Below are 15,929 nucleotides of genomic sequence, written 5' to 3'. Positions count from 1 at the left end.
TGAACTAGGATATTGCATTCGTTGCGCCGCAATAAAAGAGAAGATCATTCTCCAACCACGGCGAGGACCGGACCGGTGCCGGGGAGGTGGCGGCCGGTTTTCGGGGGTGCCGGCAGCGGCAGGGCGGTGGTGGACTTCACCTTCTCCATGGCGAATCGCGAGGTGACGTTCTTCAGTGGCAGCACCGCGATAAGCTGCTTGTAGAAGCTGTCATAGGCCTGCATGTCGGCAACCACGACGCGCAACATATAATCCACGTCGCCGGCCATCCGGTAGAATTCCAGCACCTCCGGCATGGCCGAGATGGTCGCAGCGAAGCGCTGCAGCCATTCCTGGGAGTGGTCCGCGGTCTCGATCGAGACGAACACGGTGAGGCCGAGGCCGAGCTTGACCGGGTCGAGCACCGCCACCCGCCGGTCGATCACGCCGTCGGCCTCCAGCTTCTGGATGCGCTTCCAGCACGGCGTCTGAGACAGGCCGACGCGCTCGCCGATCGCCGCGATGGAGAGGGTCGCGTCCGCCTGGAGCAAGGCGAGAATCTTGAGATCGATGGCGTCCAAAGTCGTCTCCGTGGGATCCTTCCACGCTGGGCCGCGCGCGGGGAGTTTAGGCGTTTCTGAGGGCCGCCGAGAAGAATCTTTTGTCGTGCGGGGTCTCGGGCGCGGAGGAACGGGGTGCGCCACCGCACGCCAGGCCACCCGGATATGCCCGACAAGCACCCGAGCCGCCTTGACTTCGTTCGTTATAGCGAACATTTCGACCCGACGACAACTGGGTGCGGCGTGATCCGCGCCCTTATCCCACGCACCAACCTCAGGACATGTCGCGATGACCCGTCCGGACCGAACGATGGCCGAGTCCCTGTCCGAGCGGCTGTCCGGGCTCGATCTGCCAGGTCGCCTCCACCTGATTGCCGCCGAGATCCCGGGCCGGCTCGTGTTCACCACGAGCCTCGGCGTCGAGGACCAGGCGCTGACCCACGGGCTGGCGATGGCCGGGCTGGCGAAGGGCCGCGTCGAGATCGTCACCCTCGATACCGGCCGGCTGTTCCCGGAGGCCTACGACACCTGGGCCGAGACCGAATCGGCCTACGGGATCCGGATCGGCGCCTACGCGCCTGAGCGGACCGCCGAGGAGGCCTTCGTGCGCGACGAGGGCATCAACGGCTTCCGGCGCTCGGTGGCGGCCCGGCAGGCCTGCTGCGGGTTCCGCAAGGTCGAGCCGCTCGGCCGCGCCCTCGACGGCGCGAGCGGCTGGCTCACCGGCCTGCGCGCCGGCCAGTCGGCCAACCGCGCCGAGACGCCGCTCGCCGAGTTCGATCCCGCCCGCGGCCTGATCAAGCTCAACCCCCTGGCCGACTGGTCCCGGGCGCAGGTCGACAGCTTCGTGCGCGAGAACTTCATTCCCTACAACGTCCTGCACGATCGCGGCTTCCCGTCGATCGGCTGCGCCCCCTGCACCCGCGCCGTGAAGCTCGGCGAGCCGGAGCGCGCCGGGCGCTGGTGGTGGGAGCAGGAAGAGAAGAAGGAGTGCGGCCTGCATGTCGGGCAGCCCTCCGCGTCGATCCAGCCGGGCCAGGAGCCCGCCATCTTCGAGAGCACCCCAGACGTGAAGACCCGCCAGCCGGAGTTCGCCCGATGAGCGCAGCCCTCGCCGCCGCGGTGCCGACGGGCGCCCCCGCCTCCGCCGACCGCCTCAGCCACCTGAAGCGGCTGGAGGCCGAGAGCATCCATATCTTCCGGGAGACGGTCGCCGAGGCCGAGAACCCGGTGATGCTCTACTCGATCGGCAAGGATTCCTCGGTGCTGCTGCACCTGGCCCTCAAGGCCTTCGCGCCGGGCACCCTGCCGTTCCCGCTGCTCCACGTCGACACGACGTGGAAGTTCCGCGAGATGATCGCCTTCCGCGACGCCCGGGTGAAGGAGCTCGGCCTCGACCTCCTGGTCCACACCAACCCGGACGGGCTCGCCCGCGGCATCGGGCCGGTGAGCCACGGCTCCGAGGTCCACACCGACGTGATGAAGACCCAGGCGCTCCGTCAGGCGCTCGACACGTACAAGTTCGACGCGGCCTTCGGCGGTGCCCGCCGCGACGAGGAGGCGAGCCGGGCCAAGGAGCGGATCGTCTCCTTGCGCACCGCGCAGCACCGCTGGGATCCCAAGCGCCAGCGCGCAGAGCCCTGGCACCTCTACAACCTGAAGAAGAAGCGCGGCGAGTCCCTGCGGGTGTTCCCGCTGTCCAACTGGACCGAGCTCGATATCTGGCTCTACATCGAGCAGGAAAAAATCCCGATCGTGCCGCTCTACTTCGCGGCCGAGCGCCCGGTGGTGGAGCGCGACGGCCAGCTGATCATGGTCGACGACGACAGGCTGCCGCTGGAGCCCGGCGAGGTTCCGCAGCAGCGCCTCGTCCGCTTCCGGACGCTCGGCTGCTACCCGCTCACCGGCGCGGTGGAGAGCGACGCGGCCACGCTGCCCGAGATCGTCGGCGAGACGCTGGCGGCGCGCACCTCGGAGCGCCAGGGCCGGGTGATCGACAAGGACGGCGCGGGCGCCATGGAGCGCAAGAAGCAGGAGGGGTATTTCTGATGACCGTGCACCAGGCTCCCACCGCGTTCAGCGACCGTGCCGCCACCTATCAGGCATTCCTGGCCGCCCACCAGAGCAAGGCCGTGCTGCGCTTCATCGCCTGCGGCTCGGTGGATGACGGCAAGTCGACCCTGATCGGCCGGCTGCTGCACGACACCAAGCAGATCTTCGACGACCAGATCTCGGCGCTCCAGCGCGACTCGCGCCGCCACGGCACGCAGGGGCAGGAGATGGACCTGGCGCTGCTTGTCGACGGCCTCCAGGCCGAGCGCGAGCAGGGCATCACCATCGACGTCGCCTACCGGTTCTTCTCCACCGACAAGCGCTCGTTCATCGTGGCCGACACCCCCGGTCACGAGCAGTACACCCGCAACATGGCCACCGGCGCCTCGACCGCGGACGTGGCTGTGATCCTGGTCGACGCCCGGCAGGGCCTGATCCGCCAGACCCGGCGCCACGCCCTGCTGGTCTCGATGCTGGGCATCCGCCGGGTGGTTCTGGCGGTGAACAAGATGGACCTGGTCGGCTGGTCGCAGGACACGTTCGACGCGATCCGCTCGGGCTTCACCGAGTTTGCCCGCGATCTGAACTTCGCCGAGATCAAGGCGATCCCGCTCTCGGCCAAGAACGGCGACAACGTCGTGGAGCCCGGCATCGCCACCCCCTGGCACACCGGCGGCACCCTGCTCGACTACTTGGAGACCGTTCCGGTGCACGCGGAGGCGCTCAACGCCCCGTTCCGCATGGCGATCCAATGGGTCAACCGGCCGAATTCCGAGTTCCGCGGCTACAGCGGGCGGATCGCCAGCGGCCGGGTCCGCCCGGGCGACGCCGTCACCATCCAGCCCTCCGGCCGGACCTCGACGGTGGCGCGGGTCTACACCGCCGACGGCGACCTTGCGGAGGCCGGCGAGGACGAATCGGTCACCCTGGTGCTGGCCGACCAGATCGACGCCTCCCGCGGGCAGGTGATCGCGGCATCCGGCGCGCCCCTGCGGGTCGCCGAGAGCTTCGAAGCCCGTCTGTTCTGGGCGGCCGAGACCGAACTGGCGCCGGGGGCGAGCCTGCTCGCCAAGATCGGCACCGCCACGGTCAACGCCACCGTCGAGCGGATCATCTCCCGGATCGATCCCGAGACCGGCAAGCCGGGCCCGGCCGAGCGCCTCACCGCCAACGACATCGCGGACGTGTCCCTGCGCCTCGACCGTCCGGTGGCGGTGGATGCCTACGCGGCCAACCGCGAGACCGGCAGCCTGATCCTGATCGACCGCGAGACGACCGACACCGCAGCGCTCGGGCTGGTCCTGGCGCCCAAGGGCGAGGCTGCGCCAGCGGCCTCCGCCGCACCGCCTGACGAGAAGGCCCCCGGCCTGCTCGGTCGCCTCGGCCGCCTGTTGGGGCGCTGAAGCCAAGGTCCCGGATCCACAGGGTCCGGGACTTTTGAGGGTCCAGGGCGAAGCCCTGGGATCGGGCTAGCCCATTGGGGTCCCTGACCGTCAGGCCGCTTCCGAGACCGCGCCGAGCCCCCAGGCCTGCGCCAGCTGCGTATAGGAGTCGTGCCGCGCCGCCTGGTCGGGGATCGCCGTGACGATCATCAGTTCGTCGGCCTGCGTCCGCGCCACGAGGTCCATGAGCCGCGCCCGCAGGGTCTCCGGCCCGCCCACATGCAGCTTGTCGCGGCCGCGCTCGATCTGGGCCCGCTCGGCATCGGAATACGGATAGGCGAGCGCTTCGTCCAAGCTCGGCAGCGGCCGGTACTCGCCGCGCTCCCGTCGCAGGGTCGACAGGCGGGCGCTCGCGGCCTGGCGCTCGGCCTCCGCGTCGGTGGCGGCGCAGATCGCCGCCACCGCGAGGATCGCGTGGGGCTGTGTGCCCAGCCGCGTCGGCCGGAACAGGCGGCGATAGGCCAGCATCGGGGCCTCGGCCGGCATCCCGGAGAAGTGCTGCGCGAAACCGAAGCCGCAGCCGATGTCGCCGGCGAGCTGGGCGCTGTAGTCGGACGATCCGAGCAGGAAGATCGGCGGCAGCGGCACGCCGGACGGGCTCGCCTGGATCTTCCCGAACGGGTGCCCCTCCGGGAAGCCGCCGTCCCAGAACAGCAACTCCTGCAGGCGGTCGAGGAAGTCGTCGTTGCCCCCCTCGCCGGGCGCCTCCCGGCGGCGCAAGGCTCGGGCGGTGAGCCCGTCGGTGCCGGGCGCGCGCCCGAGGCCGAGGTCGATCCGGCCCGGAAACAGGGCCTCCAGCACTCGGAACCGCTCGGCCACCATCAGCGGTGCGTGGTTCGGCAGCATGATGCCGCCCGATCCAACCCGGATCACCCGGGTCGCGGCGGCGATCTGGCCGATCATGATCTCGGGGGCCGGGCTCGCCACGTTGGGCAGGGCGTGGTGCTCGGCCAGCCAGTAGCGCCGGTAGCCGAGACCGTCGACGTGGCGCGCGAGCGCCAGCGTGTCGTGCAGCGCCTGCGCCGGGGTCGAATCGGCGCTGACGAAGGAGAGGTCGAGGACGGAGAGCGGTGTCATGGTTGGGAGATAGGGAGGCGGGCTGGCCGGTGCGAGGGCCCGTCGAGGGGCCGATGCCCGTGCTGCACGCGACGCAGGTCGCTCTCAGTTCGTCCCGCCTGCTTGATCCCCGCCCTGAAACAGGGTCTCGAAGTCTCGGCCGCCGTAGAAGACGTTGACGATCTCCACCCGATCGCCGTTGACGTGATAAGCGATCACAGCGGATCGTTCGAACGATACCGTCCGCAACCCGGGCTCCAAATCGTCGCGCGGGCGAGCACCATGAGGTGCGTCGCCGACACGTTCACAGCGGCTGACGAGCCGGTTCAGAAACCGGTCGGCAACGCTCGGGTCGCGGCTCGCCTCGTAGACCCAACGGTAGATCTGCAGCAGATCGAACTCGGCTTCCGCACGGAAGACGACCCTAAGGCGTCGCATTCCGGTGGGCCTTCACGGTCTCGGCATGAAGGGCCTTGATGTGAGCTCGGACCTCCTCGACGCTCAGCGGCGGCCGCGGGTCGTCGAGGGAGCGGCGGATGCGGGCGCGCATCGCGTCGAGACGTTCGGCATCCTCCTGGCGCCGGCTCTGCCAAGCCTGCACCGCGTCCTCCAAAACCTCGCCGAGCGAGGCGTATTCGCCGGCCTCGACGCGCTCGCGCAGGGTGCGGACCGTCTCGGGAGGCAGCGTGACGCTGATCGTCTCGGCGGGTGGCATGACTCGGCCTCTTCACTCGGCCTCTTCGGATCGGCACGATCCTAGCATGAAAACCGGGCTGCCGCGCAGCCTTGTCCGCACCGCACCGTCGGCCTAGGGTCCCGGCCGCATCGCGGGCGCCCGAGATCGCCTCGCCCTCACGGAGATCGACACATCATGGCTCTCCTCGCCGACGTCCTCTCGCGGGTGAAGCCGTCCGCGACCATCGTGATGACTCAGAAGGCCCGGGACCTGAAGGCCTCCGGCGTCGACGTCATCAGCCTGTCGGTGGGCGAGCCGGATTTCGACACGCCGGACCACATCAAGCAGGCCGCGATCGAGGCGATCCACCGCAACGAGACCCGTTACCCGCCGGTCTCGGGCATCGCGCCCCTGCGCGAGGCGATCGTGCGCAAGTTCAAGCGTGAGAACGGGCTCGACTACAAGGTCTCGCAGACCATCGTGGGTACCGGCGGCAAGCAGGTGCTCTACAACGCCTTCCTGGCGACCCTGAACCCCGGCGACGAGGTGGTGATCCCCCGCCCCTACTGGGTGTCCTACCCCGAGATGGTCGGGCTCTGCGGCGGCACGCCGGTCTTCGCCGACACCGACATGGAGCACGGCTTCAAACTTCAGGCCGAAGAGCTCGACCGGGTCCTGACGCCCAAGACCAAGTGGATTGTCCTCAACTCGCCGTCGAACCCATCCGGGGCCGCCTACACGCGCGACGAGATGAAGGCGCTCACCGACGTGCTGCTGCGCTATCCCGACGTCCACATCCTGACCGACGATATCTACGAGCACCTGACCTACGGCGACTTCGCCTTCGTCACCCCGGCCCAGGTCGAGCCGCAGCTGATCGCGCGCACGCTGACCATGAACGGCGTCTCGAAGGGCTACGCCATGACCGGCTGGCGGATCGGCTACGCGGCCGGGCCGGAGACGCTGATCAAGGCGATGGATTTCGTCCAGGGCCAGCAGACCTCCGGGGCGAGCACGATCGCGCAATGGGCGGCCGTGGCTGCCCTCGACGGCCCCCAGGACCACCTGGCGAAGTTCCGGGCGGCGTTCCAGGGCCGGCGCGACCTCGTCGTGTCGATGCTCAACCAGACCAACGGCCTGACTTGCCCGACGCCGGAGGGCGCCTTCTACGTCTACCCGTCCTGCGCGGCGCTGATCGGCAAGAAGACCGAATCCGGCAAGACCATCGAGACCGACGAGGATTTCGTCACCGAGCTGCTCCAGGCCGAGGGCGTGGCCGCCGTGCACGGCTCGGCCTTCGGGCTCGGCCCGAACCTGCGCATTTCGTACGCCACCTCCAACGCCGTGCTGGAAGAGGCCTGCCGGCGCATCCAGCGGTTCTGCGGCTCGCTGCGGTAAGTCCCGCCCCTACGCAAGACTCAAGGGAGCGGGCCGGTCCATGGATTGAAGATCGGGACGCCGGTCTGCGCGAAGTCCGAGGTGTTTCTCGTGGCTAGTGTCAGTCCTGCATCCAGGGCCGTTGCGGCGATCAGCAGGTCCGGCTGCGAGAACGTGTGCCCGCGTTGCCGGCCCTCTTCGACCAGAAATCGCCAGTGCACGATCACGTCTTCGTCGAGGGGCAAGATGCGTCGCTCGAACATCGGCCTGAGCCGGTGCGCGAGCTAATCGGCCAGGTCCGTCCGACGGGCTCCGTCAGCGAGCCGCTCGATCCCGAAGCGGAGTTCTGCGAGCGTTACACAGCTCACGAAGAGGGGGTCGAGCGGTTGGGCGGCGACGAAGGCCACGACCCTCTGCTCGGGTCGCGGACGGCGTAACTCAGACAGGACGTTGGTATCGAGCAGCCAGCGAGTCACAAGCCGACATCGCGAACCGGCATCACCACAGATTCGGGCTCAAGATCGATGTCCCGGTGGGGTGAGGCTTGCAGCGCATCGATGAGCGACTGGCCCGTCGCAGGTCCGGTGAGCCGACGGAACTCCTCAGCGGAGATCACGACGACGGCCTCCCGGCCTTGGACAGTCACATGCTGCGGGCCATCGCTCCTGACTCGCCGAACGAGTTCGCCAAACCGGCTCTTGGCGTCCTGGAGGCGCCAATGCCTGGGCTGCTCGGGCGGATGCTCTGCACGTTGGGCCATGCTTGGAAGATTATCGGCGTGCCGTGTGATCGTAAAGGCGATCCCGGATCGTGGAGCACGTGATGACATCGTGAGCGCGCCGGCTACCATTGTCCCGGCAGCGCATTTTCGGAGCCTCCCATGCCCACCATCGCGGTGATCGCCCCTGGCGCGATGGGCAGCGCCATCGGGGCGCGGCTGGTCGAGCACGGCGCCCGCGTGCTGACCGCGCTCGCGGGCGCAGCGCGGCGGCGAGCGGGCACGCGCCGAGGCCGCCGGCCTGGTCGATGCCGATCTGGCCGACCTCGCGGCCGCCGACATCCTGCTGTCGATCGTGCCGCCCGCCGACGCGGAGGCCTTGGCTCACCGCCTCGCCTCCGTACTCACGGCGGCGCGGCGCAAGCCGGTCTACATCGACGCCAACGCCGTCAGTCCGGACACGGTCGGGCGCATCGCTGGGATCGTTGCGGCGACGGGCGCGCCCTTCCTCGACGGGGCGATCCTGGGCCTGCCGCCGAAGCCCGGCAGCACGGGGCCCCGCGTCTACGTCTCCGGGGACGATACCGCGCCGGCGATGGCCCTGCGCGCGTTCGGGCTGGACCTGCGCGTCTGCCCCGGGCCGGTCGGCGCGGCCTCCAGCCTCAAGATGAGCTATGCCGGCCTCAACAAGGGCCTGACGGCGCTGGCCGCCCTCATGGTCCTGGCGGCCGAGCGTGCCGGCGCCGGCGCCGCGCTGCTCGACGAGCTCGCCGAGAACGAACCGGCGCTGCTCGCCCGGTTCGCCAAGGCCCTGCCCGACATGGCGCCGAAGGCCTATCGCTGGGCACCCGAGATGGGCGAGATCGCCGATTTCCTCGGGCCGGACGCGGCTGGGCGACAGGTGTTTTCAGGTTTTGCCGATCTTTACGCGCGCCTGGCTGCGGGGTCGGAGGACACCGAGATCGCCGCGCTGATGCGCTTCGCCGCGGCCGCTGTGGCGCGCTGATCGCCGCGGGGGCGCCGAATCGGCCGTCGCTCTGTTGCCGGCTTGGCTGCCATTCTCTACACGAGCGGTCTCCCGCGGCCGATGCGCCTGAAGGTTTCGCGAGCCCGCTCGGGCCTGCATGGTAGCGGGGCCGGCAGTGACGGGGTGGTTCGGACCAGTTCTCTGGACCAATCCTGTGAGGCTCAGTGGGCCGAGTCGCTGCAGGAGTGTCGGGAGCGCGGGGAACAGGAACCGCGGGCTCGGCGCAAGGCCCACAAAGATTTCCGTTCGCTATCGGCGTCGACAGGTGCCCGCGGCGGCATCCGGGCAGCCCGATCCGACGCCTCGCCCGATCCGGCGCCCTGCCCCGATCCGGGACGATGCAACGCCAGGCGGTTGCAGCTTCGTTCACGCTCCCGCGCGATGATGCGATAGGGCCGGGATCCGGTCCGGCGTAACCGCGTTCTTTCGGGCCTGACCACCATGCGAGCCCTGCTCACCGGCGGCATCAAGGCGATCCTCGGGATCGCCGCTCTCTCGACCGCCGCCCATTGGACGTTGCGCGTGCAGCGCGAATCCACCCCCGCGAGTCCGATCGCGGCCTTTGCCAGCTTGCCCGATCCAGCCGCGACCGGCTCGATCGAGCCGCGCCGGCCCGCGAGCGCGGCCGCCCTCGCGCCGGGCCCCGTGCCGGCTCCGGCCGCGGGCCTGGACCAGGGGCATCTGGCCGCGCTGATCGCCGGAGCGGCCCCGGCGAAAGCCAAGGTCGCCAAGACGGCGACGAAGACGGCGGCCGCCGACAAGGTCGCGGCCAAGCGCTGAGCCCGGCATCGGCGCCCGACGCCGTGCCGGCTGCATGGTTCCCCTGCGCGGCGGCGGGTGCCGCCGCGGGTGCACGCGTGGCAGATAAGCAGGCCTCCACCGAGATTTGGCAGGCATGAGCACGCAGGTCGCGACATCCGTCGCCAACGACAGGGCCTCCGCGTGTGCGGTCCCGTCACCCGACCTCGCGCACCGCCGGCGGATCGTCGGCATCGCCTTGATGTGCAGCGCGGTCGCCTTCTTCGCGAGCCTCGACGCCTGCGCCAAGACGCTGGCGCGGGCCGAGGTCGACCCGCTGGTCACCACCTTCATGCGCTACGCCGCCAGCGTCGCGATGATCTCGCTGTTCATCAACCCGGTGCGCACGCCCGGGGTGGTGAAGAGCCGGCGGCTGACGCTGCAGATCGCGCGCTCGCTGCTGCTGTTCGCCTCCACGGCCCTGAACTTCCTGGCCCTGCGCTACCTGCAGCTTGCCGAGACGATCTCGATCCAGTTCGCCGCCCCGCTCACGGTGGCGCTGCTGGCCGGGCCGCTGCTCGGCGAATGGTCGTCGCGGGCCCGGATGGCCGCGATCGGCGTCGGGTTCCTGGGCGTGTTGGTGATCGTCCGCCCGGGCCTCGGCGGGATGCACCCGGCCGCCCTGCTGTGCGTGGCCAACGTCGTGGTCTACGCCTTCTACGCGATCATCACACGCAAGCTCGCGGCCTACGATTCCACCGCCACCACCATGTTCTACACCGGGCTGGCGGGCTTGGCGCTTATGGCGCCGCTCCTGCCCTGGATCTGGACGAACCCGGCGAGCCTGACCCATTGGGCGTTGCTGATTGGGGTCGCGCTGTTCGGCACGCTCGGGCACTGGCTGCTGGTGATGGCGCATGCCCGCGCGCCGGCCAACGTGCTGGCGCCGTTCATCTATACGCAGCTGCTGTGGTCCGTGACGCTGGGCTTCCTGCTGTTCGGCGACGTGCCGAGCCGCTGGACGGTCGCCGGCGCCATGATCGTGGTCGGCTCCGGCCTCTATCTCCTGGCGCAGGAGACGATCCGGCGGGACAGGCCGGCCGCCTGAGGGCGACCGACCGATCTCTGAGGCGGGGCTTTAGCGGCCCATGCGCTCCTGGCGGTCCATGCGCTCCTCGCGGCGGTTCTCGCGGGCGCGGCGGGCCGGATCCGGATCGGTGCCGAGCACGCCGCCGACGGTGCCGGTGGCCGCACCCACCGCGCCGCCCACGACGCCACCGACCGGGCCGGCCGCAGCCGAGCCGTCCTCGACGCCGCGCTGGGCGCCCCTGGCCGTGCCCTGGGCTTCGGCGCCGGTGGCGAAGGCCAGCGGGGCGAGGGCGAGGGCGGCGATCATCAGCTTCTTCATGGTCAACTCCTGGTCGTCGTTCGGGACGAGTTCCGCGACGTGCGCGTCGCGGAGGACGTACCGGTCAACGGTTCAAGCGCCGAAAGGTCTCATCAGGCCTCGCAGGGCCGCCCGCTGGCATCGGGAAGGGGCCGCTGCTAGAGAACGGGTCATGTTCGCTTCGCATGCTCTTCGCGGCCTGGGCCGCAGGCTTCGAATTATTGGCCCGGCCTCCGCGTAAATGAGTGCCCGCTTCGGCGAGGCCGCGCGGAAGTCCGGGATCCTGCTGCCGCCCGCCCTGCCCTTGCCGGCCCATTGCCGCCGGCCCGACCGCCGATGCGAGATCCGATGACCACCCCCGAGACCGCGGCTGCCCGCGACTATTCCAAGACCCTGTTCCTGCCGCGCACCGAGTTTCCGATGCGCGCCGGCCTGCCGACCCGGGAGCCGCTGCTGCTGGAGCGCTGGGCCGCGATCGACCTCTACGGGAAGATCCGCGCCGCCGCTTCGGGCCGGCCGCGCTTCGTGCTGCACGACGGGCCGCCCTACGCCAACGGCAACATCCATATCGGCACGGCGCTCAACAAGATCCTGAAGGACGTGGTGGTGCGCTCGGCCGGCGCCCTCGGCCTCGACGCCAACTACGTCCCCGGCTGGGATTGCCACGGCCTGCCGATCGAGTGGAAGATCGAGGAGCAGTACCGCGCCAAGGGCCGCAACAAGGACGACGTGCCGGTGATCGAGTTCCGGCAGGAATGCCGGACCTTCGCGGCCCACTGGCTCGACGTGCAGCGGGCGGAGTTCAAGCGCCTCGGCGTCACCGGCGACTGGGACCATCCCTACGCGACCATGGCCTACCCGGCCGAGGCGGTGATCGCCGACGAGCTGATGAAGTTCTCGATGAGCGGCCAGCTCTATCGCGGCTCCAAGCCGGTGATGTGGTCGGTGGTCGAGAAGACCGCGCTGGCCGAGGCCGAGGTCGAGTACGAGGAGCATGTCAGCGATACCGTGTTCGTCGCGTTCCCGATCCGGCAAGGAGCCGATGACGGGGCCGATGCGGCGCTGAAAGACGCCCGCGTGGTGATCTGGACGACCACCCCCTGGACCATGCCGGGCAACCGCGCCGTCGCGTACTCCAAAAAAATCGCCTACGGGCTCTACCGCGTCACGCAGGCGCCGGCCGAGAACTGGGCGACCCCCGGGCAGACCTACCTGCTGGCCGACAGCCTGGCCGCCACCGTGTTCAAGGCGGCCCGGGTCGAGGCGTTCGAGCGCGTCGCCGACGTGCGGCCGGAGACGCTGTCCGGCCTCACCCTGGCGCATCCGCTCGCCGGCCGCGGCTACGACTTCGCCGTGCCGATGCTCGACGGCGACCACGTGACCGACGAATCCGGCACCGGCTTCGTCCACACGGCGCCAAGCCACGGCCGCGAGGATTTCGATCTCTGGATGTCCAGCGGCCGGCTGCTGCAGGAGCGCGGCATCGACCCCGCGATCCCCTACACGGTGGATGCGGACGGCGCCCTGACCAAGGCCGCGCCGGGCTTCGAGGGCACCCGGGTGCTCACCGACAAGGGCGAGAAGGGCGACGCCAACAAGGCGGTCATCGCCGCGCTCACCGAGGTCAGGGCGCTGGTCGCCCGCGGCGTGCTGCGCCACCAGTACCCACATTCCTGGCGCTCCAAGAAGCCGGTGATTTTTCGGAACACCCCGCAATGGTTCATCGCCATGGACCGTCCGGTGGACAGCCTGGGCAACCGCTCGCTGCGGGAGGTCGCGCTCCAGAGCATCGACGAGACCCAGTGGGTGCCGCCCCAAGGAAAAAACCGCATCAACGGCATGGTCGGCAATCGGCCCGACTGGGTGGTCTCGCGCCAGCGCGCCTGGGGCGTGCCGATCACCGTGTTCGTCCACCGGGAGAGCGGCGAGATCCTCAAGGACGAAGGCGTCAACGCCCGGATCCGCGACGCCTTCAAGGAAGAGGGCGCCGATGCCTGGTTCCGGGACGACGCGGCGCAGCGCTTCCTGGCCCCGGACCACGACCCGGCCGCCTACGAGAAGGTGACGGACGTCCTCGACGTCTGGTTCGATTCCGGCTCGACCCATGCCTTCGTGCTGGACGATCCGGAGGCGTTCCCGGCGCTCGCCGGCGTGCGGCGCGTCCGCGACGGCGGCCAGGACCGGGTGATGTACCTGGAGGGCTCCGACCAGCACCGGGGCTGGTTCCAGTCCTCGCTGCTCGAATCCTCCGGCACCCGCGGCCGGGCGCCCTACGACATCGTCCTGACCCACGGCTTCGTGCTCGACGGCAAGGGCCTGAAGATGTCGAAGTCGAAGGGCAACGTCGTCGCGCCGCAGAGCATCATCAAGGATTCGGGCGCCGACATCCTGCGCCTGTGGGTCGCCGCCTCCGACTACACCGACGACCTGCGGATCGGCCCGGAGATCATCAAGACGTTCGCGGAGACCTACCGGAAGCTCAGGAACTCCCTGCGCTGGATGCTCGGCTCCCTGGCGCATCGGATCCAGGGGGATGACGTCGCGTTCCAAAATATGCCGGAGCTGGAGCGGCTGATCCTGCACCGGCTGGCCGAGCTCGACGGCGAGATCCGTGAGGCCTACGCGACCTACGACACCAAACGGGTCGTGGCCCTGCTCAACGGCTTCATGACCGGCGACCTGTCGTCGTTCTACTTCGACGTGCGTAAGGACGCGCTGTACTGCGACCCGATCTCGTCGGTGACCCGCCGGGCGGCCCTACAGGTGATCGACGAGACCTTCCGCCGCGTGGTGGTCTGGCTGGCGCCGGTGCTCGCCTTCACGGCGGAGGAGGCCTGGCTCGAGCGCTACCCGTCCGCCGACGGCTCGGTGCATCTCCAGACCCTGCCGGAGACCCCGGCCGAATGGCTCGACGTCCCCCTCGCGGAGCGCTGGCAGAAAATCCGGAAGGTGCGCCGGGCCGTGACCGGTGCCCTGGAGGTCGAGCGTGCGGCCAAGCGCATCGGCGCGAGCCTGGAGGCGGCCCCGACTGTCTACGTCGGGGACCCCGAGCTGCTCGCCGCCCTGGAGGGCTGCGACTTCGCCGACACCTGCATCACCTCCGCGATCACGGTGGAGGCCGGTGAGGGCCCGGCGGAGGCGTTCCGGCTCGACGAGGTGCGCGGCGTGGCCGTGGTGCCGACCCTGGCCGAGGGGCGCAAATGCGTCCGCTCCTGGCGGGTCACCCCGACGGTGGGCGGCGACCCGGACTACCCGGACGTCACCCCCCGCGACGCCCAGGCCCTGCGCGAGTGGGACGCGGCGCACCCGGAGGCGAGCGCGGTGTGAGGGTTTTGGGCGCCTACACCGCCGACGCCTCCCTCCCCCCTCTGCGGGGGAGGGTGGGCCTCGCGTCAGCGAGGGTCGGGAGAGGGGAGCGCCGTGTCCGGAAGGCGCGCGACACGCGTGAAACCCTGAAGCGTCGCGCTGCCCCTCTCCCCCCCTGCTTCGCAGGGTACCCTCCCCCGCAGAGGGGGGAGGGAAACGCGCGTGTGTCCGGTCCCCGCCCATGACCCCCACCCGCGCCGGCCTGCTGGCCCTGTTCCTCACCCTGGTCCTCGACCAGGCCTCCAAGCTCGGGCTCTATTTCGGCACCGACCTCGTGCTGACCCAGCCGTGGCGGCTGGCGCCGTTCGCCGACTTCGTGGTGGTCTGGAACCGGGGCGTCTCCTACGGCCTGTTCCAGCAGGAGAGCGGGTTCGGGCGCTGGTTCCTGGTGATCCTGTCGCTCGCCGCCGCCCTCGGCCTCGGCATCTGGATGACCCGGGCCGGCTCGCGGCTGCTGGCGGTGGCGCTGGGGCTGATCGTCGGCGGTGCGCTCGGCAACGCCATCGACCGGGCCGCCTACGGGGCGGTGTTCGACTTCGTCCACCTGCATGCCGGCGGCTGGTCCTGGTACGTGTTCAACGTGGCCGACGCGGCGATCGTCGCCGGGGTGATCGGGCTGGTCCTCGACAGCCTGAGCCCAGCCGGGCGCGGTACGTCCAAGGATCCGGCCAAGACCGGCCCGGCCCGGCCCGATCCAGCTCCGCGCCTATGATTCGCGCAACACACAGGCCCCAGTTGCCTCAAGGCTCTGGTGCGATGCGGTCAAGGCGCCATACGATCGCCGGAAACCGGTCCCACCCCGGGACCTGTCGGATCAGGCCGCGTGGCGGCCATCCCCGCGCCGGATTTCCGGCCGGAACCCGTGAGGCAGCATGACCGGGCATCGCAGGCTTCGTCTCATCCTCTCCGCCGCGGTCGCGTTGGCGCCGCTGCTGGCCGGCGGCGCGCAGGCGCAGGAGCGCGGCGAGTTCATGCGCGACGCGCTCTCCGGCATCGGCCTCCTGGAGAAGCGCCAGGACCCGATCGACTATCACGAGCGCCCGCCGCTGGTGATGCCGCCCAAGCTCGACGGCAAGGTCCTGCCGCAGCCCCGGGCCCGCTCCACCAGCACCGCCTGGCCCAAGGATCCCGAGATCGTCGAGCGCGAGCGCGCGGCCGCCGAGCGGCGGCGCCCGGTGGGCAACCAGGCACGCGGCCGCTACGACGACAACAACGCCACCCTGTCGGTGGACGAGATCCGCAACGGCCGCCGCGCCGGGGCGAGCGTCACCACCGAGGCCGAGCGCAAGCCGGGCGACACCAACCGCGACGACAGCCTGCTCAGCCCGTTCGACCTGCTGAAGGGCAAGAGCGCCAACGCCGAGCCCTCGGATGTCGAGCCGGCCCGGGACATCCTGACCGATCCGCCCACCGGCTACCGGCAATCTCCGAAGAAGCTGGCCCAGCCGCCGTCGCGGGACCCGATCAACAACGCCAGCCGCGAGCGCGACGAGGCCGACCCCCGGGCCTACCAGCGCCAGCGGGCCCAGCAGTAACCATCAGGCTGTGGCG

17 protein-coding genes and 1 pseudogene are annotated in these 15,929 nt (G+C 70.2%); 10 read left to right on the top strand and 8 right to left on the bottom strand.

Annotated features, from left to right (window positions below; translation table 11 throughout):
- Window positions 1–44: 44 nt before the first annotated feature.
- Window positions 45–560 carry an Lrp/AsnC family transcriptional regulator gene (locus tag FVA80_RS05775; protein ID WP_147857649.1) on the bottom strand — a complete coding sequence of 172 codons (516 nt, stop codon included), beginning with the start codon at window positions 558–560 and terminating at the stop codon, window positions 45–47.
- A gap of 268 nt (window positions 561–828) precedes the next feature.
- Here FVA80_RS05775 and FVA80_RS05770 point away from each other — a divergent pair, with 268 nt between their 5' ends.
- From FVA80_RS05770 to cysN, 3 genes are read left to right on the top strand one after another with little or no spacing between them, the layout of a single operon-like run.
- Entirely contained in the window at window positions 829–1,641 is an 813-nt protein-coding gene (locus tag FVA80_RS05770) for a phosphoadenylyl-sulfate reductase (protein WP_147908408.1), read from the top strand.
- Window positions 1,638–2,588: a sulfate adenylyltransferase subunit CysD gene (cysD, locus tag FVA80_RS05765; RefSeq protein WP_147908407.1), complete on the top strand. Its 951-nt coding sequence runs from the start codon at window positions 1,638–1,640 to the stop codon at window positions 2,586–2,588. The genes FVA80_RS05770 and cysD overlap by 4 nt, the downstream gene beginning before the upstream one ends.
- Entirely contained in the window at window positions 2,588–3,994 is a 1,407-nt protein-coding gene (gene cysN, locus FVA80_RS05760; RefSeq protein WP_147908406.1) for a sulfate adenylyltransferase subunit CysN, read from the top strand. The genes cysD and cysN overlap by 1 nt, the downstream gene beginning before the upstream one ends.
- Window positions 3,995–4,084: 90 nt before the next feature.
- Here cysN and FVA80_RS05755 read toward each other — a convergent pair whose 3' ends face one another.
- From FVA80_RS05755 to FVA80_RS05745, 3 genes are all read right to left on the bottom strand, one after another.
- Window positions 4,085–5,110 (bottom strand): LLM class flavin-dependent oxidoreductase, encoded by a 1,026-nt coding sequence (locus FVA80_RS05755; protein ID WP_147908405.1) that lies wholly within the window; start codon window positions 5,108–5,110, stop codon window positions 4,085–4,087.
- An 84-nt stretch (window positions 5,111–5,194) separates the two neighbouring features.
- Window positions 5,195–5,527, bottom strand: coding sequence for a type II toxin-antitoxin system RelE/ParE family toxin (locus FVA80_RS05750; RefSeq protein WP_147908404.1), 333 nt, complete (start codon window positions 5,525–5,527; stop codon window positions 5,195–5,197).
- Window positions 5,514–5,804 (bottom strand): ribbon-helix-helix protein, CopG family, encoded by a 291-nt coding sequence (locus FVA80_RS05745; protein WP_147908403.1) that lies wholly within the window; start codon window positions 5,802–5,804, stop codon window positions 5,514–5,516. The genes FVA80_RS05750 and FVA80_RS05745 overlap by 14 nt, the downstream gene beginning before the upstream one ends.
- 156 nt (window positions 5,805–5,960) lie before the next feature.
- On the opposite strand from FVA80_RS05745, the gene FVA80_RS05740 reads away from it, so the two are divergent.
- Window positions 5,961–7,163 carry a pyridoxal phosphate-dependent aminotransferase gene (locus tag FVA80_RS05740; RefSeq protein ID WP_147908402.1) on the top strand — a complete coding sequence of 401 codons (1,203 nt, stop codon included), beginning with the start codon at window positions 5,961–5,963 and terminating at the stop codon, window positions 7,161–7,163.
- Window positions 7,164–7,183: 20 nt separating this feature from the next.
- Here the strand turns inward: FVA80_RS05740 and FVA80_RS32115 are convergent, their stop codons facing one another.
- The 3 genes from FVA80_RS32115 to FVA80_RS05730 form a co-directional block, all read right to left on the bottom strand.
- Window positions 7,184–7,405, bottom strand: a complete 222-nt coding sequence (locus FVA80_RS32115; RefSeq protein WP_348642423.1) for a hypothetical protein — start codon at window positions 7,403–7,405, stop codon at window positions 7,184–7,186.
- Window positions 7,406–7,426: 21 nt separating this feature from the next.
- A complete protein-coding gene (locus FVA80_RS32110; RefSeq protein ID WP_348644631.1) occupies window positions 7,427–7,549 on the bottom strand; it encodes a hypothetical protein in 123 nt (40 codons plus the stop codon).
- A 65-nt stretch (window positions 7,550–7,614) separates the two neighbouring features.
- Window positions 7,615–7,902, bottom strand: coding sequence for a type II toxin-antitoxin system Phd/YefM family antitoxin (locus FVA80_RS05730; protein ID WP_147898009.1), 288 nt, complete (start codon window positions 7,900–7,902; stop codon window positions 7,615–7,617).
- Window positions 7,903–8,022: 120 nt separating this feature from the next.
- On the opposite strand from FVA80_RS05730, the pseudogene FVA80_RS05725 reads away from it, so the two are divergent.
- The 3 genes and pseudogenes from FVA80_RS05725 to FVA80_RS05715 all read left to right on the top strand — a co-directional run bounded on the left by FVA80_RS05725 (window position 8,023) and on the right by FVA80_RS05715 (window position 10,733).
- Window positions 8,023–8,866, top strand: a pseudogene (locus FVA80_RS05725) (DUF1932 domain-containing protein).
- Between the two features lie 462 nt (window positions 8,867–9,328).
- Window positions 9,329–9,667 (top strand): hypothetical protein, encoded by a 339-nt coding sequence (locus FVA80_RS05720; RefSeq protein ID WP_147957791.1) that lies wholly within the window; start codon window positions 9,329–9,331, stop codon window positions 9,665–9,667.
- A gap of 115 nt (window positions 9,668–9,782) precedes the next feature.
- Window positions 9,783–10,733, top strand: coding sequence for a DMT family transporter (locus FVA80_RS05715; protein WP_147908399.1), 951 nt, complete (start codon window positions 9,783–9,785; stop codon window positions 10,731–10,733).
- Between the two features lie 30 nt (window positions 10,734–10,763).
- Here the strand turns inward: FVA80_RS05715 and FVA80_RS05710 are convergent, their stop codons facing one another.
- On the bottom strand, window positions 10,764–11,033 hold the full coding sequence (locus FVA80_RS05710) for a hypothetical protein (protein ID WP_147908398.1): 270 nt from the start codon (window positions 11,031–11,033) through the stop codon (window positions 10,764–10,766).
- Window positions 11,034–11,360: 327 nt separating this feature from the next.
- On the opposite strand from FVA80_RS05710, the gene ileS reads away from it, so the two are divergent.
- From ileS to FVA80_RS05690, 3 genes are all read left to right on the top strand, one after another.
- Window positions 11,361–14,339 (top strand): isoleucine--tRNA ligase, encoded by a 2,979-nt coding sequence (ileS, locus tag FVA80_RS05705; RefSeq protein WP_147908397.1) that lies wholly within the window; start codon window positions 11,361–11,363, stop codon window positions 14,337–14,339.
- A 220-nt stretch (window positions 14,340–14,559) separates the two neighbouring features.
- A complete protein-coding gene (gene lspA, locus FVA80_RS05695) occupies window positions 14,560–15,090 on the top strand; it encodes a signal peptidase II (protein ID WP_147957790.1) in 531 nt (176 codons plus the stop codon).
- Between the two features lie 160 nt (window positions 15,091–15,250).
- Complete coding sequence (locus FVA80_RS05690; RefSeq protein ID WP_147857338.1) at window positions 15,251–15,913, top strand: hypothetical protein; 663 nt, start codon at window positions 15,251–15,253, stop codon at window positions 15,911–15,913.
- Window positions 15,914–15,929: the final 16 nt, after the last annotated feature.

The organism is Methylobacterium sp. WL1, from assembly GCF_008000895.1.
Lineage (GTDB): Bacteria > Pseudomonadota > Alphaproteobacteria > Rhizobiales > Beijerinckiaceae > Methylobacterium.
Note: the sequence above shows the minus strand (reverse complement) of the source record. Positions and strands in the feature narration are given on the sequence as shown.